Source organism: Streptomyces atroolivaceus (assembly GCF_000717025.1).
Classification (GTDB): Bacteria; Actinomycetota; Actinomycetes; order Streptomycetales; family Streptomycetaceae; genus Streptomyces; species Streptomyces atroolivaceus.
Window position 1 is genome coordinate 179,042 of record NZ_JNXG01000002.1, and the last position, 23,701, is coordinate 202,742.

A 23,701-nucleotide genomic window follows, 5' to 3' on the forward strand; every position below is an offset into this window, starting at 1 on the left:
CCGCCGCTCAGTGACCGGGCGGCGTGTCCAGGGCCAGTGCCGCGTACGTCGCCAGCCAGTGGTCCGAGGAGAAGTCACCGGAGGACACGGTCGGCAGCCCGAACGCGAGATGTGCCTCGGCGGAGGCCAGGAGGGCGGTACGGGCCGGGCCTTCCGGGAGTGCGCCGGCGATCGAACGGAGGGCGGCCGCCCGGCTCAGGGTGAGACCGAGGAGGTGGCCGATCTGCGGGTCGGCGTGGTCGGAGACCACCGGCGGGTCGAGCAGGGTGGAGTCGGGCGCGGCGGAGACCAGGTCGGGCAGGAACGCGGCGATCCAGGTACGGAACTCCGCCACCGGCAGCACCCGCCTCATCGCGTCGGCCTCGGCCAGGGCGGGGGAGAGGAAGTCCTGGCCGGAGGGTTCCCAGTGGGCGGGGGCGTCGTGGTCGTCGGTGAACCAGGTCCTCAGCCGGTCCGTCGCCGCGTCGAGGACCGGCGCCGGCAGCCCGGCGGTCCCGCCCGCGTCGAGGATCAGGCCCAGGCCGAAGGCGCTGTTGTTGTGGACGCCGTGCCGGACCGGGTACGTGGCCTTGGGCAGCCAGGCGCCGAGCAGGTCGCCGACCGCTGCCACACCGAGGGCCAGGGCGTCGGCCCAGCGGTCGCCGTCGGGCGTGGCGAGGGCCCGGCACTCGGCGGCGAGCGCGATCAGCCAGGCCCAGCCGTAGGGACGCTCGAAGTACGGCCGGCCGCGCAGGTAGGACGCCTCGACGGCGATGTTCGCGTGGGTCAGATGGGTGTCGAGCACCTCGCGGATACGGGTGGTGAGGGTGGCCGGAAGATCGCCGGTGGTGGAGAAGCGGCGCACGATGCGGACGAGCAGCCAGTGCATGTGCACCGTGGAGTGCCAGTCGTAGCCCCCGTAGAACGCGGGGTGCAGCGTGCGGGGCGCGACGAGTTCCTCGGGCCCGGTGTAGAGGTGGGCGGGCGCGTTGGGGTATTCGCGTACGACGTTGGCGAGGGCCAGTTCCGCGAAGGGGACGGCGTACGCGGCGGGGAGCGCGGGGGACATCGGGGGCTCCAGAGAGGTGGGCGAGCGGCTCGGGTCAGGGGGCGGTCCGGGTCGGGGTGATCCCGGGCCGAGGGGGGGCGTCCGGTCCGGGGTGATCCGGGCCGAGGGGGGGGGCGGGGTGGTCCGGGTCAGAAGGCGAAGAGGGCCATGATCGCGACGTTGCAGACCAGCAGGGCCGCCGCCGTGGGGAGCTGGGCCTTGATCGGGCCGTACTGGTCCTTGAGTTCGAGGAGCGCCGCCGGGACCAGGTTGAAGTTGGCGGCCATCGGCGTGACGAGCGTGCCGCAGAAGCCGCACAGCATGCCGATCGCGAGGACGGCGGGTGCGTTGCCGTTCATCTGCTCGATGAGGACGGGCCAGCCGATCGCGGCGGTCATCACCGGGAACGCGGCGAAGGCATTGCCCATGACGATGGTGAACAGCGCCATGCCGCAGCAGTAGACGGCCACGGCCACGAACTGCTGACCGTCCGGCAGCACCGCCTCGCTGATCCTTCGGACCTGCTCGCCGACGCCGGCCGTCTGGAAGATCGAGCCGAGGACGGAGAGCAGCTGAGGCAGGATCAGCGCCCAGCCCATCGATTCGAGCATGTTGCGACCGGAGTGCAGCGGGACGGAGACCTTCCGCTCGCGCAGGAGCACCATGCCCACGACCAGCGCGGCGACAGCGCCGACGCCCAGGCCGAGGATGGTCTCGTACCCCGGCTCCAGGACCGGTTCGCCACCGATCTTCCAGTCCTTCACCAGCGTCGCGCAGATCATCGCGACGACGGGGATGGTGAGGGCCGGAAGGAACAGCTTGTTGCCGAGCAGGGCGGCCGAGGCGGCACGCTTCTCGCGGGGCGGGGTGTGCGACTCGCCCTTGCCGGTGAGACCGCAGCCACCCAGGACGATCAGGAGCAGGACGGCGACGCCCAGCGGTTCGGCGGGGAGGGACTTGTCGACGACTCCGGTGGAGTAGAAGAAGGCGGCGCCCAGCAGGCCCCAGAAGCCGGCGGAGCCGAAGCGCCTGGGGTTGGTGCGGTCCATGACCATCTGCGCGGCCATGACGAGGAACACCGCGCCGACCAGCCAGAAGAAGTGCTCGGACTTGATCACTTGGCGTCCTCCGTCCGGAGCCCGGCGTGTGCCGTCAGGTCGTTCTCGGCGGCGGCGACGGCGAGTTCGCGCTCCAGCTGCCGGTCCAGGTTGAGCAGGCGGGCCCCGTGGATCAGGAAGGCGCAGATCGCGGAGGGGATCGCCCACAGGGCCAGGTGCAGGGGCTCGAGGTGCTGGCCGTACGTGGAGTTCACGAAGCCGGTGATCAGCAGGATCGATCCGATGGCGATGAAGCAGTCCTCACCGAAGAAGACTCCGATCGTGTCGGCGCCGGACGCGTGCGAGCGGACCTTCTCGCGCAGCCTTTGCGGCAGCGGACGGCCCGCCTTGGCCTCGGCGGCCGCCTCGGCCATCGGGGCGATCAGCGGCCGCACGCTCTGCGCGGGGCCGCCGATGCTGGTCAGGCCGACGGAGGCGGTGAGCTGCCGTATCAGCAGGTAGAGAGTCAGGAACCGGCCGGTGGTCAGCTTGCCCAGCTTGCCGATGAGGTTACGGGCCTGCTCCTGGAGTCCGTAGCGCTCCAGGAGTCCGATGACCGGCAGCGTGATGACGAAGACGGTCACCGAACGGGCGGAGGCGAAGCTGTTGCCGAACGTGGCCAGCACCTCCTGCGGCGAGAGCTTGCCGAGCAGCCCCGTGACGATGCCGGCGGCACCCACCACGAGCAGGGGATTGCGGCGGGTGGCGAATCCGAGGATCACCACGAGCACGCCGAGGAGAACGATCACGCGTCGGCCTTCTTCCGCGCAGGGACGTGGCGGTGCACGGTCCTGGTCAGACGGGGTTGGTACGCGAGACCTTAGGGTCTTGTTCAACAATCCCACAAGGGTGTGGGCTACATCGATCCGAATCGGCGGCGTGGGAGAGCGGGGTGACGGGTGGCTTATCCGGCTTCGCCCGCATCCGAGGCGGAGTGCGGGTGCTTCGGGAGTGGAGGGATGGGGCGCGGATCGTGGAACGACGGCGGCTACCGCTCGGTGAGCCGCTGCGCGTACGCCTCCGCCAGTTGGCGCCGGGAATCCTCCAGGTAGAAGGCGAGCATCCGCTCCGCGCCGGCCGCGTCCCCCTTGGCCAGCCGGTCCGTGATCTCACGGTTGCGGGTGAGATAGGGCTCGTGGAAGCGCCGGGGGTCGGCCATCACGTGGAAGGCGAGCCGCAGTTCGGCGAGGACGTTGCGCATCAGTTCGTCGGTGCGGGGGCTGTCCGCCAGGCCGGCCAGCGCCTGGTGGAAGCGGATGTTGGCGGTGGAGCAGGCGGGCCAGTCGTCCTGGAGCGCGGCCTGCTCGCCCGTCGACACCGCCGCCTCGACCGCCGTCAGGTCGAACGGGGGCTCGCCCAGGGCCCGCAGGGCCGCGCACTCGACGAGGAGCCGCACCCGGTAGATGTCGACCAGGTCGTCCACGGCCAGGACGCGGACGAAGACGCCCCGGTTGAGACGGTGCTCCAGGAGGCGTTCGTGCGACAGCAGGCGGAACGCCTCGCGCAGTGTGTTGCGGGACACGGCCAGGGCGCCGCTGATGCTCTCCTCGGACAGGCGGCTGCCCGGCGGGAAGTAGCCCTCGGTGATCCGGTCCCGCAGGACGGCGGCGACCCGCTCGGCCGTACCGGACCGCTCCAGGGAGGCGCTGTGCGTCGCCAGTTCCGAGAGGTCCGGCGTGCCGCCGGTCCTCCCGCCGTCCGTCGTCCCCGCCATGCCCGTCCCCTGTCTGTCGCGTCTGTGGCGCCTGTCGTACGGTCGTGTCTGCCGCGGCCGCCGCGCCCGCTGTCTCCGGAACGCAGGGCGTGGCCTGGTGTCCCGTCAACTGCGCGCGGTGCGCGGTGCCCAGTGAACCGTACGAGTGTCTCAGGCGGCGGGCGGACTCTTGTCAGATTGTTGAACAATCGCTAGCGTGCGCTCGTGACGGATCTGACGAGTGTGACGCGCCCCCCGAGGCCGATGGACCTCAACGCGGACCTGGGTGAAGGGTTCGGACGCTGGACCCTCACCGAGGACGAGGCGCTGCTGACCTGTGTCACCAGCGCCAACGTGGCCTGCGGCTTCCACGCGGGCGACGCCTCCGTGATGCGGCGGGTCTGCGACACGGCGGCGGAGCGGGGCGTACGCATCGGGGCGCAGGTCTCCTACCGTGACCTGGCCGGGTTCGGGCGGCGCGCCATGGACGTGCCGGCGGCCGAGCTGACGGCCGAGATCGCCTACCAGATCGGCGCCCTGCGGGTCTTCGCGGAGGCGGCCGGCTCGACCGTCTCGTACGTGAAACCGCACGGCGCCCTCTACAACCGTGTCGTCCACGACGAGGAGCAGGCCGCCGCCGTCGTCGCGGGCGTGCTGCTCGCCGGTGGCCGCCCGGCCGTCCTCGGGCTGCCCGGTTCGCGGCTGCTCGCGCATGCGGAGGCGGCGGGGCTGACCTCCGTCGAGGAGGCCTTCGCCGATCGCGCCTACACCCCGCGGGGCACGCTCGTGCCACGGGGCGAGGCGGGCGCCGTGGTGCACGACGCGGACGAGGTCGTACGCCGCAGTGTCGGCATGGCCGTCGACGGCGCGGTGACCGGGGTGGACGGCAGCCGGATAGCGGTCACGGCCCGGTCGCTGTGCGTCCACGGGGACACCCCGGGGGCCGCGGCGCTGGCGCTGCGGGTCCGGACGGCGCTGGAGGAAGCGGGCGTCAGCGTGCGGGCGTTCGCGTGAGCGGCATCCGGGTGCTGGAGGCCGGACCGCGCGCCCTCCTCGTGGAACTGGCCTCCGGCGACGACGCGGAGGCCTTCCACGCGGAGCTGCTCCGACGCCGGGAGGCGGGGGAGCTCCCCGCCGTGCGCGAGATCGTCCCCGGGGCCCGGACAGTGCTGCTGGACGGGGTGGAGGACCGCACGCTCGCGGGGCGGCTGCGGTCATGGACCGTGCCGCCGCTGAGCCGGGAGGCGGGGGAGGCCGTCGAGATACCCGTCGTCTACGACGGCCCGGACCTCGCCGATGTGGCCGACGCCTGGGGCGTCGCCGTCGACGAGGTGTCCCGCATCCACGCCCGTACGGAATTCCGGGTGGCCTTCTGCGGGTTCGCGCCCGGTTTCGGATACCTCACGGGTCTGCCCGGACACCTGCACGTGCCGCGCCGGGCCACGCCCCGGACCCGGGTGCCGGCCGGCGCGCTGGCCCTCGCGGGCCCGTACACCGGGGTCTATCCGCGCCCGTCCCCCGGTGGCTGGCAGCTCATCGGCCGGATGCCGGAGCCGGGCACCCTCTGGGACCCGGCACGCGAACCGGCCGCGCTGCTCGGGCCCGGGGCCCGTGTGCGCTTCGTGCCGGCGGGGGTGCACGCATGAGCCCGGGGCTCGAAGTGGTCAGGGCGGGCGCCCTGACCACGGTGCAGGACGAGGGCCGCGCGGGCTGGGCCCACCTCGGCGTACCCCGGGCCGGGGCGCTGGACGGGCCCGCCCGGCGGCTGGCCAACCGGCTCGTCGGCAACGCGCCGGACGCGGCGGTGCTGGAGACCACCCTCACGGGGTGCGCGGTCCGGGTGACCGGCACCCGGCCGGTGCTCGCCGTCGTCGGCGGTGCGGGGTGCCGGGTCACGGTGGACGGCCGCCCGGCCCCGTGGGGCGCGCCCGTCCGGGTGCCCGGGGGCGCGGTGCTGGAGGCCGGGCCGGCGGTGCACGGGCTGCGTGGCTATCTGGCCTTCGCGGGCGGCCTGGTGCCCGAACCGGTACTCGGCAGCAGATCCGCCGACCTGCTCTCGGGGCTCGGTCCGCCCGTCCTGCGCGAGGGTGACGTCCTGCCGCTGGGGCGGCCGGGCGGCGCCCCCTGTGCCGACACCGTGCCCTGGCCGGGTGTCCCCGCCGAGCTGGTGCTGCCCCTGCACGCGGGGCCCCGCGACGACTGGTTCACGGAGGCGGCCCTGCGCACGCTCACCACCGCGGCGTACCGGGTCTCCGAGCGGAGCAACCGCATCGGACTGCGCATGGAGGGCCCCTCCCTGGCGCGTGCCAGGGAGGGTGAGCTCCCCAGCGAGGGCATGGTGCTGGGAGCCGTCCAGGTGCCGCCGGACGGGCTTCCCGTGGTGTTCCTCAACGACCATCCGACGACCGGTGGTTACCCGGTCGTGGGCGTGGTCGCGGAGACCGCGCTGGCGGGGGCGGCGCAGGCGGTCCCGGGGACGCCGGTGCGCTTCGTGCGCGCGTGACGGGAACGCGGTGAGGGGCCGGGCGACAGGGGGGTGGGCCTGCCTCCCCGAGGTTCCGCTTGACGTTACCGAAGCGTAACTTACCGGTGAGTTACCTCAGGTAACGCCTGGGTGCTAGCTTGCGCTCACCTTCATCGGAGCAGAACGAGGAGTGAGCCGTGAGTCCGCGCAAGACCACCCGTTCGAGCTCGACCCCGCGCACCCCCCACCTCCTGGATCCCCGTCGGCCGGGACGCCGCACGGGGCGCCTGCTGGCCGCTTCGGTGGCCGTCGCCGCCTGCCTGGGCGCGGCCGCCGTACCGGCCTCCGCCACCGGATCCGCCGGGTCGGAGCCCGTGGTCTCCCGGGGCGTGACCATCCCCGCCTTCTACAACCCGCCGGCGCAGCTGCCCGCCGCCGACGGGTCCCTCGTCCGCACGGAGCCGCTTCCCCTCGGCCTGAGCCTCCCCGGTCTGGACGGCCGGCAACTGCCCGGTACCGCGACGCGGCTGATGTACAAGTCCACCGACGCGGGCGGCGGGCCCGTCGCTGTCACCGGCGCGTACATCGAGCCGTCCGCCGCGTGGAAGGGCGGCGGCCCCCGCCCGCTGGTGGCGCTGGCCTCGGGGACCATGGGCCAGGGTGACCAGTGCGCGCCCTCGCTGTCGCTTCAGCACCCGTTGACCATCGGCGAGGGCACGGTGTCCATCGGCTACGACAACCTCGCGGTGTACCGCTTCCTCGCCGCCGGTGCGGCCGTCGTCGTCACCGACTACGCGGGCCTCGGCACCACCGACCGGCTCCACACCTACGTCAACCGGGTGGACGAGGGCCACGCCCTCCTGGACGCGGTCCGCGCGGCCCGTTCGGTCGCCGGCACGTCACTCACCCCCGAATCGCGGGTCGGCCTCTACGGCTACAGCCAGGGCGGCGGAGCCAGCGCTTCGGCGGCCGAGCTGCAGCCCTCGTACGCCCCCGACGTCAATCTGGCGGGCACCTACGCCGGAGCCCCGCCGGCCGACCTGACCGAGGTCATGAAGGGCATCGACGGCAGCGCCCTGGCCGGCGCGCTGGGCTGGTCGATCAACGGCTTCGCCCAGTCCGACCCGTCCCTGAAGGCGGTGGTCGAAGCCAACACGAACGACGCGGGCAAGGCGGCGCTCAAGGACACCTCGACGATGTGCGTGGGCGACGCGATCCTCGGCCACGGCTTCACGAACAGCAAGAAGTGGACCGCGAACGGCAAGCCGCTCGCCGACATCATCGCGGCCGAGCCGAAGCTGCAGGCGGTCCTCGCCCAGCAGCGCATCGGCAATCTGAAGCCGGCGTCCCCGGTGCGCCTGGCGACAGGTGTGCACGACGACATCGTCGGCCACCAGCAGTCGAGGCAGCTCGCTGTGGACTGGTGCCGCAAGGGTGCGAACGTGACGTACGAGGCCGTCCTCCTGCCCAACCTCGGGGACAAGATCCTCACCAACCACCTGGCGCCCTACCTCACCGACCAGGGCAGTGCCATCTCCTGGATGACCGACCGCCTCTCCGGCAGGAAGGCCGTCTCCAACTGCTGGTCGATGCCGGTCCAGCCCTGACGTTCCTCCTCTCCGTGACGCACGGGGAGCTGCGCCCCGGGAGGCCGACCCGTAGTCTGGTTATTGGACTAGACCTGTAGTCAGCCGCTCCGAAGGAATGGAACACCATGAGCAACCGTGCAGTCCTGGAGGTGATCGCTCTCGACGCGGAGGACGCGGTCGCGGCGGAGGCGGGCGGTGCGGACCGCCTCGAACTGGTCACCGACATGGCGGCCGACGGCCTGACCCCGTCCGTGGCGGCCTTCGCGGAGATCAGGGCCGCCGTCAGCATCCCGCTCAGGGTCATGCTCAGGGTCGCCGACGGGTTCGCCGCGGGCGACATCCGCGTCCTCGTGGAGAAGACCCGCGCGATGCGCGCCGCGGGGGCGGAGGAGTTCGTCCTGGGCTTCCTCGACCAGGACGGCCATGTCGACCTCGTGGCCGTCGAGCGGCTCGTCGCCGAGCTGGACGGCTGCCCGTGGACCTTCCACCGCGCCATCGACCGCGCGTCCGACCGCGACGTACTGCGCAAGCACCTCGCCGACCTGCCCGGGCTGGACACCTACCTCACCGCGGGCTCGCCGAAGGGCGTCGACGCCGGCATGGACACCCTGCTGGCCGAAGCGGGGCACTCGGACCTGCCCGGCTACGAACCGCAGATCATGGTCGGCGGAGGCCTTCGTCTCGACCACCTGCCGAGGCTGCGCGCCGCGGGCATCGAGGCCTTCCACATCGGAGGGGCGGCGCGGCCGGGCGGCTGGAGCGGTCCGGTGGACGCGACAGCGGTACGGGAGTGGCGCGCGGTGCTCGACAGCTGACGGGGGCGGCCCTGCCCGGCCGCGCCGCCCCGTGGACGCCGCGGTGGCCGGACGGGATGCTGCCGCACCTCGACGCGGAGGGCACGCCGGGGTCGAGGGATGACCTCGACGCGAGGGCCCGGGGCGTGGCCCCGGGCCGGTGGTCACTGGCCCGGGGCCACGGACGGTTCCTCGTGGTCACCGCCCCGGGGCCACGGACGGTTCCTCGTGGTCACCGGCCCGGGGCCACGGACGGTCCCTCTTGGTCACCGGCCCGGGGCCACGAAGGGCTCCTCCCCGTCAGCGGTCCTGCCCGGCCTCCCGGCGGCGGCGCCGGTTCTGGGCCACCGCTCCCGCGGCGAACATCAGGGCGGCGCCCGTCAGGGAGACCGCCGTCGCGGCGGGCAGGTAGCCGGCCGAGGAGTCGGCGGTGGCGGACACCAGGCCGGCCTCACCGGCCTCGGCCGCGTGCCCGGCGTGCTCCGCGTGGGCCGGCACGGCAGGCGTCCCGGCCTTCTCCGCGGCCTCCGCCAGCTCGTCCGCCGACATCCGGCTGCCCTTCATGCCCGTGACCTCGCCGCTGCCGCCGTCGAAGACGACGTCGGAGCAGGAGTAGAAGTTCTCCTGGCTGTCCGAGCGGATCCAGTGGATGAAGATCATGTGCTTGCCGGTCTTGCCCTGCGGGAGCTGGAGGTTCCAGTAGTAGTTGCCACCGTCCGAGCCCGCGCCACCCGCCTGCGGCGGATTGTTCACGGTCTGGGTGAGTGTCAGGTCGTCCCACTTCAGGGTCTGGTTCGGTGACCAGCCGTTCTTGGTGATGTAGACGTCGAACCTGCCCGGGTGGGCGGCCCAGTTGCTGTACTTCACCTGGGTGGTGGTGCCCGCGGTGAGGTGGGTCGTCGGCCAGTCGCTGCGGGCCGCGTTGTACGACGAGAAGTTGTACGGGCCGTTGTGGCCGCCGCTGCAGAGCTCGCCGTCGGGGATGTACCCCTTGGTCTTCCCGCCGCCGTTGGAGTCCAGGACGCCGAACCAGTTGTACAGCGGCGTGGTGCCGGTCGCCGCGACCGCGGCGGCACAGGCCGGGTTGGACGGGGTCTGGTTCCCGCTCGCGATCATGTCCTTGTAGCACAGGTAGCTGCGTGAGCCCGGATCCATGGCGACGCCGTGGGCGGACGCGGGGGTGGGCAGACCGGCCAGGGTGAGGGCCAGGAGGCCGGCTCCCAGGAAGCTCAGCGTGCGAGGCGCGCGCGTTCGGGCGCTTCTCCGGATGATGTGTCGCATGGCCATGAGGTTGGTCTCCTTCGGGATTCTCTGTTGGGGCAGATGACCCTGTGGCCCCCACGCGCAGGAGCCCGAGCACCGGGGCGAGGCGTGTCGGTACAGCCGGCCGGAAGGCACGCCGGGGCAGCGGGCGGACCTGCCGGTGCGGTTCGCGTCGATCCGGCCGGGCTCGGTGGCCGGCCTGTCGTCGTGTCGTGCGGGTGGGGGGAGAGCGGCGTGTGGGAGCGCTCCCAAAAACGTAGCGCGCGCCGGGTGGTCTGTAAACGCCCCGTGCGGTGGCTGTAGCAACTTCCCGTGAAAGAAGGGGACGTGCGGTCGCGTGGTGGTGACGGGGCGGGTGCGCGTGCGCCCTGCCACCACCAACCGCCCGGTGAACTAACCCAGTTGATCCGGAAGCGGTGCCGCGTGCAGGACCACGAGGCCCGAGACCGCGCGGGTCAGGGCCACGTACAGGCGGCGCAGGCCCGTGCGTTCGTCGGGTTCGCCGTCGACCACGGCCGCCGGTTCGTCCAGCACGACGTAGTCGTACTCCAGGCCCTTCGCCAGCGAGGCCGGGACGAGGGTCAGCCGGGACTCGGCGGTCGTCTCCTGGCCGGGGGAGAGGAAACTGTGGCCGGCCGCCGCCAGCGCCGCCGACAGCGCCGGGATGCGGGCGTCGGCGGCGATCAGGCCGATCGAGCCCTCCTGGAGCAGCGACTCCTCGCAGGCCGCGACCACCGCGGCGTCCAGGTCCGCCACCGCCACCTCACGTACCGCGAGGGAGCCGGGCGCCTCACGCACCGACTCGACCGGGGCGAGGCCCGGCGCGATCGAGGGGAGCAGCCGGGAGGCGTACGCGATCACCTCGCGCGGCACACGGAAGCCCGCGGTCAGCTCCTCCACCACCGCGTCCGACTTGCCCAGATGGAACAGCGCCTGCTCCCAGCTCCGCGTGGACCAGGGCGTGGTCCCCTGCGCCAGGTCGCCGAGGACCGTCGCCGAGCCGGTCGAGCAGCGGCGGCCCACCGCGCGGTACTGCATCGGGGACAGGTCCTGGGCCTCGTCGATGACGACGTGGCCCAGGGAGTGCGTCCGGGCCACGAGGTCGGCCGCCTCGTCGATCAGGACCGCGTCCGCCGCCGTCCACCTCGCCGACTTCACGCTGCGGGCGGGCCGGGCCATCAGAATCTGCTTCTGCTCGTCGCCCGTGAGGAGCCCCTCCGCGTGGGTGGCCAGGAACTCCGCGTCCGTCAGGATCCGCAGCACGAGCTTCGCCGGGTCCACCGCCGGCCAGATCGCCTTCACGGCCGCCTTCACCGCCGGATTGCGGGCCACCGCGTTCTGCACCCGGTCGTCCGGGGCCTCGCCGGCCTCCTCCATCCGTACGAGGACGGCGTGCGCGATGCGCTGCGGAAGGGCCTCGTGGGCGGCGCCGTACCGCATGTCCCGGGCCAGCAGCTCGACGGTCATCTCCTCGATCTCGTAGGCCGGGACCCGCCAGCGGCGGGAGCCGCGCACCACCACGACCGGCTCCGCCGGGGTCGTCACGTGCGAACGGACGGCCCGCCGCAGGACCTCCGCCATCCGCGCGTCGCCCTTGATCACCGCTGCGGCGGACTCGTCCGTGCCGCGCACCTCGACGCGTGACGCCACCAGGTCCTCGACGGTGGCCTGCCGCACCTCCATCTCGCCGAGCGCGGGCAGGACCTGCTCGATGTAGTGGAGGAACGACCGGTTCGGACCGACGACGAGGGTGCCGGTGCGGGCGAGGCGCTCGCGGTGCGCGTACAGGAGGTACGCCACCCGGTGCAGGCCCACCGCCGTCTTCCCCGTCCCGGGCCCGCCCTGGACGCAGACCGTCCCGCCGAGATCGCTGCGGACGATCTCGTCCTGCTCGGGCTGGATCGTCGCCACGATGTCGCGCATCGGGCCGACGCGGGGCCGCTCGATCTCCGCCTGGAGGAGCTTGCTGGTCTGCTCGGTCTCCGTCGGATCGGTGAGGTGCTCGTCCTCGTACGCGGTGAGCTCTCCGCCGGTGTAGCCGAACCGGCGGCGGTGGTCCACGTCCAGCGGGTTGTTCCGGGAGGCCTGGTAGAACGGCTGGGAGACCGGTGCGCGCCAGTCGATGACCATGGGGTCGCCGTGGGCGTCGTGGACGTGACGGCGTCCGATGTAGAAGCGCTCCCCCTCCCGTCGCCCACAACCGCCCCCGGCCGGGGCGCTACGCGCCACCCCTCCTGATGCGCCCTCCGCCGTCTCGGTGCCGACCAGGTGCTGGTAGTCGAGGCGTCCGAAGAAGAGCGGTGTGTGGGCGAGGTCGGCGAGCGACTTGATGCGGTCGTCGATCTGCGACTGCAGGACCTCGGCGTTGACCCAGTTCGCGGTGACGTCGCGGATGTCGAGCGCCTGCACGTCCTCGCGCATGGCGCGCAGCGCGGCACGGGACGCGGCGAGGTGCGCCCGTTCCCTGACCAGTGGATTGCTTGACTCTTCGTGCGCGGGCACGGTGTTGCCTCCGGCTTTTCGACGCAGGACGGCGGACAGGGCCGGCCGCCCGGTCCGCTCGGGGACGTTCACACAGAGATGCGCACGCGCGCGGGCGCGTGCGGCTGTTGTCGGCCGGTTTCCGTCCGGTCGGCGGCGCTCCCCCGGCTGCCGGCCGCTCGAGGGCTGGCCGGTACCACGGTGCGGGAGGCGGGCAGACCGGCGATTGTATCGACCGCGGTCCCCGGGGTCGAACGAATTGGAGACGGGCGCGGTGTCCGCCCCGTAGGGGACGGCGTGCGACCTCCGGCCTACCCGGGCCCGTACACGCTTCGGCCCGCAGGCCGATGCCGGGGCGCGGCCGGGCGGAGCACCATGGAAGGCATGAGCACCCTTTATCTGGACCCCCGCAGGACCGGGCCCGCGCACGGCGCGACCGCGGCCACCGGTCGACCGCACAGCCACCGGATGGGAGACGCGGTGCGCGCCGTCTCGGTCTTCGCGCGCACCGCGTTCGGTGTGGCCGTCCTCGGTGAGTACGCGGAGGAGGCCGGTGTGATCCGCCGCCACCGCTGAGCCCCGGGCCCGGCCCCGTCCCCTGTCCCCGTTCCCCGTCCCCTGTCAGCTCTCCGTCAGCAGCTCGTCCGCGTCGACAATCCGGTAGGCGTACCCCTGTTCGGCCAGGAAGCGCTGACGGTGCGCCGCGAAGTCCTGGTCGATCGTGTCGCGGGCGACCACCGAGTAGAACCGTGCCTCGTGGCCGTCGGCCTTCGGCCGCAGCACCCGTCCGAGCCGCTGAGCCTCCTCCTGGCGCGAGCCGAACGTTCCCGACACCTGGATGGCGACCGTCGCCTCCGGGAGGTCGATCGAGAAGTTCGCGACCTTGGACACGACCAGCACACTGATCTCGCCCTGCCGGAACGACTCGAACAGCTTCTCGCGCTGCGCATTGCTCGTCTCGCCCTTGATCACCGGGGCGTCCAGGTGCTCACCGAGCTCGTCGAGCTGGTCGATGTACTGACCGATGACGAGGGTCTGCTCGCCCCGGTGCTTGCGTACGAGCGCCTCGGTGACCTTCCGCTTCGTCGCGGTCGTCGCGCAGAACCGGTACTTCTCCTCGGCCTCGGCCGTCGCGTAGGCGAGGCGCTCCGAGTCCGTGAGGTTCACCCGGACCTCGACGCAGTCGGCGGGCGCGATGTAGCCCTGCGCCTCGATCTCCTTCCACGGGGCGTCGAACCGCTTGGGCCCGATGAGCGAGAAGACGTCCGACTCGCGGCCGTCCTCGCGCACCAGCGTCGCGGTGAGCCCCAGGCGCCGGCGGGCCTGGAGGTCGGCGGTGAACTTGAAGACGGGCGCGGGCAGCAGGTGCACCTCGTCGTAGATCACGAGCCCCCAGTCGCGGGAGTCGAACAGCTCCAGGTGCGGGTAGATCCCCTTACGGCGGGTCGTCAGCACCTGGTACGTGGCGATCGTGACCGGCCGGATCTCCTTGCGCGTACCGCTGTACTCGCCGATCTCCTCCTCGGTCAGCGAGGTCCGCTTCACCAGCTCGTGCTTCCACTGCCGCGCGGAGACGGTGTTGGTGACGAGGATCAGCGTGGTCGCCTTGGCCTCGGCCATGGCTCCGGCGCCGACCAGCGTCTTGCCCGCGCCGCAGGGCAGGACGACGACACCCGAGCCGCCGTGCCAGAACCCCTCGACGGCCTGCTTCTGGTACGGGCGCAGCGCCCAGCCGTCCTGGTCGAGATCGATCGGGTGCGCCTCACCGTCGACGTACCCGGCGAGGTCCTCGGCCGGCCAGCCCAGCTTCAGCAGCGTCTGCTTGATCTGCCCGCGCTCGGAGGGGTGCACGGCCACGGTGTCCGGGTCGAGGCGCGCCCCGACCAGCGGCTGGACCTTCTTCGAGCGGAGGATCTCCTCCAGCACCGGCCGGTCGTTGGAGGTCAGCACCAGCCCGTGGACAGGGTGCTTGGACAGGGTGAGGCGGCCGTACCGCGCCATCGTCTCGGCGATGTCGACGAGGAGTGCGTGCGGCACGGGGTAGCGCGAGTACTCCACGAGCGCGTCGACGACCTGCTCGGCGTCGTGGCCCGCGGCGCGGGCGTTCCAGAGGCCGAGGGGGGTCACCCGGTAGGTGTGGATGTGCTCGGGGGCACGCTCCAGCTCGGCGAAGGGCGCGATGACACGGCGGCAGGCCTCGGCCTGCTCGTGGTCGACTTCGAGGAGCAGCGTCTTGTCGCTCTGGACGATGAGGGGTCCGGTCACGCGCGTCGGCCCTTTCCGGCGTGGGGTGGCCGCCCGGGTGCGAACGGCCAAACGTCCAGTGTGCCGCATCAGGGCCGCGACCGGGCGGCTACGTTGTGGGCATGAGCGAGGACCGCACGCGTGAGCCCACATGAAGGTTTCTTCATCTTCGCTTCATCCAGCCCCGCCGGTCCGGCGGGCAGGCTCCGCACATGGCCTTCTCGCACCGTATCGCCACCCTGGCAGCCGTCGTCGCGATCCCGTTGGGCATTGCCGCCACCAGCTACGCGCTGGCCGACAGTCCTGCCCGCCCGGAGGTGCCCAGCCGGGTCGAGCTGGACACCGGCTCGCCCTCGGGCAGTCCGGATCCGGACACGACGGGCCGCCCGAGCCCCAGCGGGCCGGGCGGCCCCGGCACCGGTGCGGAGCCGGGCGACGGCGTCACGGCGGTGCCCGACGGCGGCTCGCCGACGGCACCGCCCAGCGACGTCGTCGTCCCGCAGCCGCCCGCAACCGACAGTGACGACGACGATGACGACAACGACGACAGCACCCCCGGGACCGACGACGGCCACGACGACGGGTGAGCCGCCACCGGCGGGCAACCGGATCTCCGCCCGGGTCCGCATCCTCCTGTGGCTGCTGGTGGTGATGACCGTGGCACTCGCCGCGGTCGCCGCCACCACCCGCTCCATCCTGCTGACCGACCTGGACCACCGGATCAGCACGCTGCTCGCCCAGGAGACCCGCGAGTTCGCGAACTTCGTCGAGCACGGCAAGGACCCCGACACCGGCACCCCCTTCGCCGGGCCGCAGCGGCTGCTGGAGGTCCACCTCCAGCGGCAGTACGCGGACACCGGTGAGGAGCTGCTCGCGGTCGTCTCCGGCCCCTCCGGCTCCTCGACGCTCCGGCAGAACCGCGAGATCTCCACCGGCCTGCCCCTCCACAGGGACCGCGCGTCGCTCAAGGAGATCACCGGGTCACCGGAGAGCACGGGGACCCTGCAACGGCCCCGGGGCGAGATCCGCTGGGCGAAGGTCGACGTGGGCAGCGCCGGCGCCGACCCGCAGGGGACCTTCGTGGTCGCGTTCCACGCGGACGGCGAGCGGGCCGTGGTGAACGGCGTCTTCCGTGTCCTGCTGGCGATCTCGGGCGTCGCCCTGCTGATGACCACGGGCATCGCCTGGGTCGTGGCGGGGCGCATACTGGCGCCCGTCCGGCTGGTGCGCGCCACTGCGGCGCAGCTCACCGAGCAGGACCTCACCCGTCGTATCCCCATCCACGGACGGGACGACATCTCGGCGCTCGCCGAGACCTTCAACGCGATGCTCGACCGGCTGGAGCGCGCGTTCGGCACCCAGCGGCAGTTCATCGACGACGCCGGCCACGAACTCCGTACACCGATCACCATCGTGCGCGGCCATCTGGAGCTGATGGGCGACGACCCGGCCGAACGCGAGGAGACGGTCCGGCTGGTCACCGACGAGCTCGACCGGATGAGCCGGATCGTCGAGGACCTGCTGCTGCTCGCCAAGGCCGAACGCTCCGACTTCACGACCCCCGAACCGGTCCAGCTCGCCGAGCTGACCGCGGACGTCTATGTGAAGGTACGGGCGCTGGGGCGGCGGGACTGGCACCTGGACGGCGGTGCCGACGGCTGGGCGCTGCTCGACCCGCAGCGCATCACCCAGGCGATGGTCCAGCTCGCGCAGAACGCGGTCCAGCACACGGCTCCAGGCGCGACGGTCCGGATCGGTTCGCGGTTCACGGACGACGGCGAGGTGGAGCTGTACGTCGCGGACAGCGGTTCCGGCGTGCGCCCCCAGGACGCCGAGGTGATCTTCCAGCGGTTCCGGCGCGGCGCCTCCCGGCGCGGCTCGCGCGGCAGCGGCGCGGGGCTGGGGCTGTCGATCGTCAAAGCCATCGCCGAAGGCCATCGCGGGCGCGTCGAGCTGCGCCCCACCCCCGGCGGCGGGGCGACCTTCGCCCTGCTGCTGCCCTGTGTGCCCGTCGCGGAACCTGATGTGGAGGCTGTCGGACTGTGAGCCGGATCCTCATCGTCGAGGACGAGGAGCGGATCGCCGCCTTCGTGGAGAAGGGCCTGCGGGCCAACGGCTTCACCACGACGGTGGCCGGCGACGGGCGCACCGCCGTCGACTACGCGTGCACGGGCGGCTTCGACCTGATCGTCCTGGACATCGGACTGCCGGACCTGGACGGGTTCTCGGTGCTCCGGGAGATAAGGGAGGCCCAGGTGACGTCCCCGGTGATCGTGCTGACGGCGCGGGACTCGGTACGGGACACGGTGGCCGGCCTGGAGGGCGGCGCGGACGACTGGATGACCAAGCCGTTCCGCTTCGAGGAGCTGCTGGCCCGGGTACGGCTCCGGCTGCGCACCGCGGCACGGGTGCCGGAGGTGACCGTACTGCGCAGCGGGGACCTGACCCTGGACCTGCGGACCCGGCGGGCCAGGGCCGCGGAGCGCACCGTGGACCTGACGGCGCGGGAGTTCGTCCTCCTCGAGCTCTTCCTGCGCCATCCCGACCAGGTGCTGTCACGCGAGCAGATCCTGTCGCACGGGTGGGGCTACGACTTCGACCCCGGGTCCAACATCGTGGACGTCTACGTACGGGCGCTCCGCAAGAAGCTCGGGGCCGAGCGGCTGGAGACCGTACGCGGCATGGGGTACCGGATGCGGTGACCGCGCCTGCATGAACTTTCCTTCATGGAAGGCTCATCAGGGGCTCACCGTGGCTTCGGAGACTGTCGGGGAAGGGCCGGGACCGGCCCGGATCCACCCCGAGGAGCCAAGGTGACCCTGACCGCCCGTCAGGCCGTGTCGGCATGCGTCGCGCTGAGCGTGTGCGCGGTTCTGCTCGTCCCCGGACTCGCCCACGGCCTCGGCACGGACGCCCGGATCACGCTGGTGGTGTTCGCCCTCGCCACCTGTGCGTGGATCGGGACGTCCGTGGACGACACGTACATAGCGCTGGGCGCCGGACTCGTGCTCGCGGCGGCGGGAGTGATCAGCAGCGACACCCTCTTCGCGACCCTCGGCGACTCGACCGTCTGGCTGCTGATCTGCGCCTTCGTGATCGCCGCCGCGGTGTCGCGCAGCGGGCTCGCGGGCCGGGCGGCGGCCTTCCTGGTCGGCGGCGCCCGCACCGTGCGGCAGCTCGTGCACCTGACGACCACCGCGCTGGTGCTGACCGCGTTCGCGGTTCCGGCGACCTCGGGCCGCGCGGCGCTCGCGCTGCCCGTCTTCCTGGCCCTGGCCAAGGCGCTGGCCGACCGCAAGCGGCTGGTGGTCATGCTGGCGCTGCTCTTCCCCACGGTCATCCTCCTGTCGGCGGTGGCCACCCTCATCGGGGCGGGCGCGCACCTGATCACGGTGTCCGTGCTGTGGGAGGCCACCGGGCAGCGCATCGGCTTCACCCAGTGGCTCCTGCTGGGGCTGCCGCTGGCCGTCGTCTCCTCCCACCTCGCGGCGGAACTGGTGCTGCTCACCACGACGCGGCGGGCGGACCGGGGCGGGCCGGTCGACATCTCCGTGGAGGAGATCCAGCAGCACAGCGACAAGCCGGTGACCGGTCCGCTGGAACCGGGCGAGGCACGGTGCGCGATGCTGCTCGGCACCGTGGTGGTGCTCTGGTGCAGCGAACCGCTGCACGGTGTGACGCCCGCCCTCGTCGCCCTGATCGGCGCGGTGGTCGCCGCCTCACCGGCGCTGGGCACCGTCCGCCTGAAGGACGCCCTGACGACGGTGCCGTGGTCACTGCTGCTGTTCATGGCGGCGACGATGGCGATGGGTGCCGCGCTCACGCAGTCGGGAGCCGCGGAGTGGCTCGTCTCCGGGCTGCCCACCGGCACCGGAGTACCCACGTGGGTGTTCCTGGCGGTCGTCGTCGCCCTCAGCACCGCGGCCCATCTGGTGCTCCAGTCGCGCTCCGCCCGCTCCAGCGTGCTGGTGCCGCTGGTGGTGGCGGCGGCCGTGGGACTCGGCGTCAACCCGGTGGCCGCCGCGCTGGCCTCCACCGCCGCCGCCGGCTTCTGCCACACCCTGCCCGCGTCGGCCAAGCCCGTGACGCTCTTCGCCGACGTCCCGGGCATCCCGACGTACGGCCCGCGCGACCTGCTGCGCCTGTCGGCCGTGCTGGCACCGCTGACCGCCGCGGTCGTGCTGCTCTTCGCGCTCGGGGTCTGGCCGTTGCTGGGCGTGGCGCCCTGACCGTGGCGCCCGCCCGCCCTCTCGCCGACCCCTCTCCCACCTGTCACCTGCCATCCAGGAGCACTCATGTCCGCGACGTACCGGTTCGCCATCGCCCCCAGCGGCTTCAAGGAGTCCCTGTCCGCGCAGGAAGCCGCCCAGGCCATCGCGGAGGGGCTGCTGCGTGTGGTCCCCGACGCCGAGATCGATCTGATCCCGCTCGTCGACGGCGGAGAGGGCACCGCACAAGCCCTCGCCGCCGCCACGGACGGACGGCTGGTGCGCCGTACGGCGACGGGGCCGGTCGGCGACCCGGTCGACACGCACTTCGCCCTGCTCGGCGGGCCGGCGCACGGGCCGCGCACCGCGGTCGTGGAGATGGCGGCGGTGGCCGGTCTGGGCCTGGTGCCGCCGGACCGGCGCGACCCGGTGACCACCACGACGTACGGGGTCGGCCAGCTCATCCGTGCCGCGCTGGACGCCGGGGCGCACCGCATCCTCGTCGGCTGCGGGGACTCGGGGACCTCCGACGGCGGCGCCGGAGCGCTCCAGGCGCTGGGAGCACGCCTCCTCGACGCCGAAGGACGCGAACTCGCCCAGGGCGGAGGCGAACTGCGCCGCCTCGCCCGCATCGACACCTCGGGTCTCGACCCCCGGCTCTCCGAGGCGGAGATGCTCGTCGCGTGCAATCCGTACAACGTGCTGTGCGGGCCGCAGGGCGTGGCCCGGGTCTTCGGCCCGCAGAAGGGTGCGACCCCCGGCCAGGTCGAGGAGCTGTCCATGGCCCTCGACCACTGGGCGGGCGTACTCGCCCGTGACGTACGCCCTCGCCTGTGCGGTGCGTCCGACGGGGCGGCTCCGCCCGACCTGCGGTACGGGCCGGGCACCGGTGCCTCGGGCGGGCTCGGCGCGGGGCTCGCGGCGCTCGGCGCCCGGCTGCTCCCGCGCTTCGAGGTGCTGCTCGACCACCTCGACCTGGACGCCCGGCTCGCCCGCGCCGACCTGGTGATCACCGCCGAGGGCGCCCTCGACCGGCAGACCCCGCGCGGCAAGGTCCCGGCCGAGGTGGCACGCCGGGCCAAGCTCTTCGGCCGTCCGGTGCTCGCACTGGCCGGGACGATCGGCGACGGCGCCCAGCAGGTACGGGAATCCGGCGTCGACGCGTACAGCGGAATCCTGCCCGCACCGGTGGGTCTGGCGGAGGCGCTCAGCCGCGGCGGGGAGTTCCTCGCCGACGCCTCGGAGCGTGCGCTGCGCATGGTGCTGCTCGGCATCGGCCTCACCTCCACCGGCACGCCGGGCACCCGGGCGGCGGCTCCGGGCGAGGTGCTGGCACAGGCCGGGTGAGGGCGGGCGGGGGGCCGTAGCGTGGAGGAATGGACGCGACGGAGACGGCAGGTGCGGTACCGGGCCCCGACGACCCGGATTTCCCCGCCCACCACGCGCCGGGGTGCACCGCCCTCGCCGATCTGGACGCGCTCCTCACGGGGTGCCGCGCCTGTCCCCGGCTGGTGGCCTGGCGGGAGGAGGCCGCCGCGGTCAAGCGCGCGGCCTTCCGGGACCGGGACTACTGGGCGCGGCCCGTCCCCGGCCTCGGGCCGTCCGACGCCGCGGTGGCGGTGGTCGGTCTCGCGCCCGCCGCGCACGGGGGCAACAGGACCGGCCGGATGTTCACGGGCGACGCGACCGGTGACTTCCTCTTCGCCGCCCTGCACACCGTGGGCCTGGCCTCGCAGCCGGCCTCGTCACACGCCGGGGACGGGCTCACCCTGCACGGTGTGCGGCTCACCTCCCCCGTGCACTGCGCGCCCCCGGCGAACAGGCCCACCCCGGGGGAACGCGACACCTGCCGCCCGTGGCTGGCCGCCGAACTGGACCTGCTGAGCCCGGGGCTGCGCGCGGTGGTGGTGCTCGGCGGGTTCGGCTGGCAGGCCCTGCTCCCCGTCCTGGCGGAGGCGGGCTGGAGCGTGCCGCGCCCGCGTCCGGCCTTCGGCCACGGTGCGCACGTCGTGCTGCCCGCCACGGAGCGCAGGCAGGAACTGCACCTGCTGGGCAGTTACCACCCGAGTCAGCGCAACACCTTCACGGGCCGGCTCACCATGCCGATGCTCGTCGACGTGCTCCGAGAGGCCGCGGCCGTCGGCGGGCTCCCTGCCGTCTGAGGGCCCTTCCACCGGCAGGCCGGTGGCCACCGCCCCGGCCGGCAGGCAGGCGGCGAGCAGCACGGTGCCCGGGTCGCCGACAAGGCCGTGGGGGCAACCCGAAGCAGAGCGGGAACACCCTGACCGTCGGGTGGAACAAGGGCGCGACCGGGACGGAGAGCTTCGAGCGCTTCCGGGACATGGACCCGCCTGAGCCCCGGGATCAGGTCGGCTGCTCGTCGGCGAGCTCGGCGACGCCCGTGATCCGGTGCAGCGGATACGTCCGGACCTCGTCGGCCGTGTGGTCGTACGCCGTCACGAAGCCGCCCTCGACCTTGACCGGGGCGATCACACGCTGGCTGGCCGCGCCTTCCGCGTTGACGTAGCCGATCCAGACCGCCGAGCCGGTCATCGCCGCCGCCTGCACCGTGGCCAGGGTCTCGGCCGGGGTCGTGCGGGGGAGAGAGCCCGCCGCGGCCGTCTCCGAGGTGTCCTTGTGGACGGCTCTGGCCGCCGAGTCACCGGCCCGGACGGCCCGGACCGCGGCGGTCAGCAGTGTGGTGTCCGGGACCGGCGGGCCCTCGGGGACGGGAACGGGCGGTGTACGGGGCGGAGTGCGGCGGGCGCCCGCCCGGGTGATCAGGACGTCGCCCTCGGCCGACTCGGCGGCCGGGGCATACCCCATCTCGCGCAGCCCTTCGAGGAGCGAACCCGGGTCGGTCTGCGCCGCCAGGACGGTCGGCGCGAGCCGGCGCAGCCGCAGGGTGGCCGAGCGCTTGTCGGCCAGGATCTCGTTGAGCACGGCCTCGTCGTCGCAGCGCACGTACGCGGAGGCGGCGCCGATCCGCAGATGGCCGTGGCGGCGTGCCACGTCGTCGATGAGGTAGGTCAGCGGCTGGGGCACCGGCGTACGGCTGTGGGTGGCCAGGAAGGCGTGCAGATCGGTCGCGGCCCGCCCGGCGTCGAGCGCACGGCGCACGGAGCCGGGGGTGAAGCGGTAGACCGTCGCGCCGCCCTTGGACTCGACGTCGGCCAGCACCGAGAGCATCTCGGCGAGGGGGCGTTCCAGCGGGCCGGGGGCGACCGCCGTCAGGTCGGCCTGGAGCAGCACGTGGTCCAGGGGCTCGGGGATCAGCGGGGCGAGGCGGGCGGCGGCCTCGTCGGGGCCCTCGTCGAGCAGCGCGCGGGCCTGGGAGGAGAGGGCCCCGCGGCCGGTGATGCCCAGGAGCTCGGCCTCGTCGACCGTCCACAGGGCGATCCGGGAGCGGAGGTCGGAGGCGCCGCCAGGGACTGCCGGGCCGCCCGGTCCTGAGGTGCGCAGCGGCCGTTCCCAGCGGAGCCGGGCGAGCACGGTCTGCGGGTCGGGGGCGGTGCCCGGCGGGAGCGAGGCGAACAGGGCCAGGACCCGGCGGCGTACCTCGGGGGCGGCCGAGCGGTCCAGATCCGGGCCGAGCGCCGAGAGCGCCCGGCCCTTCGCGTCCTGGCCCCCGATCAGGCCCGCGGTGCGGGTGGCGGCGAGCCAGGCGGTGGCCAGGTGGGTCCAGCGGTCCTGGGCGGGGAGGTCCAGCCACTCGTCGGAGGCGGGCGTCGGGGCGTACCGCTCGTCGGTCTGTCCGTCGGAGGCCAGCAGGCCCGCCGCGTAGGCGAGTTCGATCCAGAACGCGGCGACGGGCTCGGAGACGTCGAGCGAACCGGCGGTCCGCCTCAGCTCGCGCACGCTCAGGCCGCCCGCGCGCAGGATGGCCGGGCCGCCGTCGTTCCAGAGTTTCAGCAGGTCCTCGACGGTGGAGAGCGCCATGAAGCCCTGGCCCGCCGCCGCTCTGTCCACAGCCTGGGGATCCCGCTCCGCCGCCGCGACGAGCGCCGGCGGCACGGGCTCGGGCACACGGTGGGCGCGGCCGGCCCGCAGGTGCAGCGCCGCCTCGCGCGGCAGGACGACGGTGCGCGTCGACACGGGCAGCAACAGCCCGCGGTCGCGCAGCCATTGCACGGGCGGTGCGGGATTCGGGGTGACCTCCCCGTAGGGCGGCCCCCAGACCAGCCGGTCGAGCACGGACAGCGCCTCGACCGGGGCGGTGTCCAGCAGTTCCGCCATCCTCGTCCGGTCCGTGAAGAGTCCGGCCAGCGCGGCGACGGCGGACACCGGGTCGTGGGTGGCCGGCAGCCCTGCGGCGGCCAGGATCTCCTGCAGCCTGCCGGGCGACATCCCGGCCGTGGCCTCGGCGACGGTCGGGCCCAGGCCCGTGGGGGAGGGGTGCTGCGGGGACGGGGCGAGCAGTTCCCGCGCGGTGCGTACGAGGTGCAGCCCGGTGTCCTCGCCCCAGACCAGGGCCTGTTCGCGCAGGGTGGTGAGGGCGCCGGGCAGCGCGGCGGTGATCGCCGCGCCCGCGTCGTCCCGCCCGTCGCCGTCGCCCTGGCCGTCGCCGGTGAGGAGCGCGAGCAGCGTGTCGTACGGAGCCGGGTCCGGCGCCACCGCCAGCGCCTCCGCGGTCTGCAGGGCGAAGCGGTCGAGGTGCTCCAGCGCGCGGACGACGGAGGCCCGCGTGCCGGCCCGCGTCGCCAGCTGGGTGATGTCGTTCGGCACGGGGCTGAGCAGGTCGGGGCGGGCGCGCAGCAGCCCTGCCAGCGATTCGTCGCCCCGGGCGCGCAGGGCTTCGGCGAGCGTGCGCGGTGGTGTGGTCGTCCCCATCCGTCCCACGG

General features: G+C 73.4%; 20 protein-coding genes. 12 read left to right on the forward strand and 8 right to left on the reverse strand.

The features are described 5' to 3' along the window. Positions 1 to 7: 7 nt before the first annotated feature. The 4 genes from OO67_RS04040 to OO67_RS04055 form a co-directional block, all read right to left on the reverse strand. Positions 8 to 1,048: a DUF2891 domain-containing protein gene (locus OO67_RS04040; protein ID WP_033297284.1), complete on the reverse strand. Its 1,041-nt coding sequence runs from the start codon at positions 1,046 to 1,048 to the stop codon at positions 8 to 10. Between the two features lie 128 nt (positions 1,049 to 1,176). Then, entirely contained in the window at positions 1,177 to 2,145 is a 969-nt protein-coding gene (locus OO67_RS04045; RefSeq protein ID WP_033297286.1) for a DUF979 domain-containing protein, read from the reverse strand. Next, positions 2,142 to 2,873, reverse strand: a complete 732-nt coding sequence (locus tag OO67_RS04050) for a DUF969 domain-containing protein (protein WP_033297288.1) — start codon at positions 2,871 to 2,873, stop codon at positions 2,142 to 2,144. Before OO67_RS04050 ends, OO67_RS04045 begins: the two co-directional genes overlap by 4 nt. A gap of 239 nt (positions 2,874 to 3,112) precedes the next feature. After that, on the reverse strand, positions 3,113 to 3,838 hold the full coding sequence (locus OO67_RS04055; protein WP_033297291.1) for a GntR family transcriptional regulator: 726 nt from the start codon (positions 3,836 to 3,838) through the stop codon (positions 3,113 to 3,115). A gap of 243 nt (positions 3,839 to 4,081) precedes the next feature. Here OO67_RS04055 and OO67_RS04060 point away from each other — a divergent pair, with 243 nt between their 5' ends. The 5 genes from OO67_RS04060 (at position 4,082) to OO67_RS04080 (ending at position 8,685) form a co-directional block, all read left to right on the forward strand. Then, a complete protein-coding gene (locus tag OO67_RS04060) occupies positions 4,082 to 4,831 on the forward strand; it encodes a LamB/YcsF family protein (protein ID WP_033297293.1) in 750 nt (249 codons plus the stop codon). Next, on the forward strand, positions 4,828 to 5,463 hold the full coding sequence (locus tag OO67_RS04065; RefSeq protein ID WP_033297299.1) for a 5-oxoprolinase subunit B family protein: 636 nt from the start codon (positions 4,828 to 4,830) through the stop codon (positions 5,461 to 5,463). Before OO67_RS04060 ends, OO67_RS04065 begins: the two co-directional genes overlap by 4 nt. Beyond that, a complete protein-coding gene (locus OO67_RS04070) occupies positions 5,460 to 6,320 on the forward strand; it encodes a 5-oxoprolinase subunit C family protein (RefSeq protein ID WP_033297301.1) in 861 nt (286 codons plus the stop codon). Before OO67_RS04065 ends, OO67_RS04070 begins: the two co-directional genes overlap by 4 nt. 158 nt (positions 6,321 to 6,478) lie before the next feature. Beyond that, complete coding sequence (locus tag OO67_RS04075; protein WP_033297303.1) at positions 6,479 to 7,888, forward strand: lipase family protein; 1,410 nt, start codon at positions 6,479 to 6,481, stop codon at positions 7,886 to 7,888. A 107-nt stretch (positions 7,889 to 7,995) separates the two neighbouring features. Next, the gene (locus OO67_RS04080) at positions 7,996 to 8,685 is read left to right on the forward strand and encodes a copper homeostasis protein CutC (RefSeq protein WP_033297305.1); all 690 of its coding nucleotides are present in this window, start codon (positions 7,996 to 7,998) and stop codon (positions 8,683 to 8,685) included. Positions 8,686 to 8,964: 279 nt separating this feature from the next. On the opposite strand, the gene OO67_RS04085 is transcribed toward OO67_RS04080, so the two are convergent. Further along, complete coding sequence (locus OO67_RS04085) at positions 8,965 to 9,951, reverse strand: lytic polysaccharide monooxygenase auxiliary activity family 9 protein (protein ID WP_033297307.1); 987 nt, start codon at positions 9,949 to 9,951, stop codon at positions 8,965 to 8,967. Between the two features lie 369 nt (positions 9,952 to 10,320). Beyond that, the gene (locus tag OO67_RS04090; RefSeq protein ID WP_033298660.1) at positions 10,321 to 12,429 is read right to left on the reverse strand and encodes a HelD family protein; all 2,109 of its coding nucleotides are present in this window, start codon (positions 12,427 to 12,429) and stop codon (positions 10,321 to 10,323) included. A 363-nt stretch (positions 12,430 to 12,792) separates the two neighbouring features. Between OO67_RS04090 and OO67_RS04095 the strand changes: the two genes are divergently transcribed. Further along, positions 12,793 to 12,984 carry a hypothetical protein gene (locus tag OO67_RS04095; RefSeq protein WP_033298661.1) on the forward strand — a complete coding sequence of 64 codons (192 nt, stop codon included), beginning with the start codon at positions 12,793 to 12,795 and terminating at the stop codon, positions 12,982 to 12,984. A 45-nt stretch (positions 12,985 to 13,029) separates the two neighbouring features. On the opposite strand, the gene OO67_RS04100 is transcribed toward OO67_RS04095, so the two are convergent. Beyond that, complete coding sequence (locus OO67_RS04100) at positions 13,030 to 14,673, reverse strand: DNA repair helicase XPB (protein WP_033297312.1); 1,644 nt, start codon at positions 14,671 to 14,673, stop codon at positions 13,030 to 13,032. A 191-nt stretch (positions 14,674 to 14,864) separates the two neighbouring features. Between OO67_RS04100 and OO67_RS04105 the strand changes: the two genes are divergently transcribed. The 6 genes from OO67_RS04105 (at position 14,865) to OO67_RS04130 (ending at position 21,022) form a co-directional block, all read left to right on the forward strand. Beyond that, positions 14,865 to 15,239: a hypothetical protein gene (locus OO67_RS04105; protein ID WP_033297313.1), complete on the forward strand. Its 375-nt coding sequence runs from the start codon at positions 14,865 to 14,867 to the stop codon at positions 15,237 to 15,239. After that, on the forward strand, positions 15,184 to 16,698 hold the full coding sequence (locus tag OO67_RS04110; RefSeq protein WP_382055284.1) for a sensor histidine kinase: 1,515 nt from the start codon (positions 15,184 to 15,186) through the stop codon (positions 16,696 to 16,698). Before OO67_RS04105 ends, OO67_RS04110 begins: the two co-directional genes overlap by 56 nt. Further along, positions 16,695 to 17,354, forward strand: coding sequence for a response regulator transcription factor (locus OO67_RS04115; protein WP_033297314.1), 660 nt, complete (start codon positions 16,695 to 16,697; stop codon positions 17,352 to 17,354). Before OO67_RS04110 ends, OO67_RS04115 begins: the two co-directional genes overlap by 4 nt. Positions 17,355 to 17,465: 111 nt before the next feature. Then, positions 17,466 to 18,881 carry an SLC13 family permease gene (locus OO67_RS04120; RefSeq protein ID WP_033297316.1) on the forward strand — a complete coding sequence of 472 codons (1,416 nt, stop codon included), beginning with the start codon at positions 17,466 to 17,468 and terminating at the stop codon, positions 18,879 to 18,881. A gap of 66 nt (positions 18,882 to 18,947) precedes the next feature. Then, a complete protein-coding gene (locus tag OO67_RS04125; protein WP_033297318.1) occupies positions 18,948 to 20,207 on the forward strand; it encodes a glycerate kinase family protein in 1,260 nt (419 codons plus the stop codon). 29 nt (positions 20,208 to 20,236) lie between these two features. Further along, entirely contained in the window at positions 20,237 to 21,022 is a 786-nt protein-coding gene (locus tag OO67_RS04130) for a uracil-DNA glycosylase (protein ID WP_033297320.1), read from the forward strand. 202 nt (positions 21,023 to 21,224) lie between these two features. On the opposite strand, the gene OO67_RS04135 is transcribed toward OO67_RS04130, so the two are convergent. Beyond that, positions 21,225 to 23,690 carry a helicase C-terminal domain-containing protein gene (locus OO67_RS04135; protein ID WP_033297322.1) on the reverse strand — a complete coding sequence of 822 codons (2,466 nt, stop codon included), beginning with the start codon at positions 23,688 to 23,690 and terminating at the stop codon, positions 21,225 to 21,227. Positions 23,691 to 23,701 lie beyond the last annotated feature (11 nt).